General features: G+C 59.2%; 1 protein-coding gene. It reads right to left on the reverse strand.

What is annotated here, in order from left to right:
- Positions 1–697 (reverse strand): ABC transporter permease (locus tag ACMGE0_RS33585; RefSeq protein WP_436820177.1); only part of this gene is annotated, 697 nt, incomplete at its 3' end.
- Between the last annotated feature and the right edge of the window lie 75 nt (positions 698–772).

A 772-nucleotide genomic window follows, 5' to 3' on the forward strand; every position in this document is an offset into this window, starting at 1 on the left:
CGTAGAGATAGCCGGCGTCATAGCCGATCGCCCGGTATTCGGGATAAAATCCTTTCCGGAACAGCATTATGACGTGAGCCAGCGGGTTGAGCAGGACGATCTCGCGGGCCGGATGCGGCAAGGAGTCGGGCAGAAAAAACACGCCGGAGACGAGGAAGAGCGGGCGTGTGACGATGCCGTAGAATTTCTCGTAAAGCGGGTATTTCTGGAACAGGATATTGTTTGCGAAAGCGCTGCCGAGCGCCAGCAGGCTGGCCGCGAGCGCCGCTTCTATGATGTAGGGCCATTGGATGGTCAGAGGATTTCTCAGGCTCAACCCGATGACGCTGAAGACGCAGAAGCCGACGACGGTCGTCGTTCCCAACTGGAGGATATAGCGCGCCAGGATGGTGTCGAAGGGGGCGACGTTCGGATAGTTGAGGAGCGCCCGGTTCGAGGTCACCGCGGTGTTCAGATAGCCGACCGTCGCCTGGTAGAACTGGAATGCGATGTAGCCGGTCGCGAAAAACAGCGGAAAGCTTTGGCCCAGGGCGGGCGTGTGGGCGATCGCCATGAAGATGACAGAGAGGAACGCGATATGCGCAGCCGGGTCCAGGAGGGCCCAGATGTAACCGCCGGGCTTGCTGCCGAAGCGCGTGGATGTCTCGCGGACCACCAGCGCCGCAACCACACGGATATGAGTTACGAAATAGTACAAGCGACCTCGTAAGACCGGCATCGACCCTGTAAGTGCGGTCCCTTGGCCGGCTATCGTGTCGAAAATATGCTGTTT

The sequence above is a fragment of the Neorhizobium descurainiae genome (assembly GCF_051400715.1).
Classification (GTDB): domain Bacteria; phylum Pseudomonadota; class Alphaproteobacteria; order Rhizobiales; family Rhizobiaceae; genus Neorhizobium.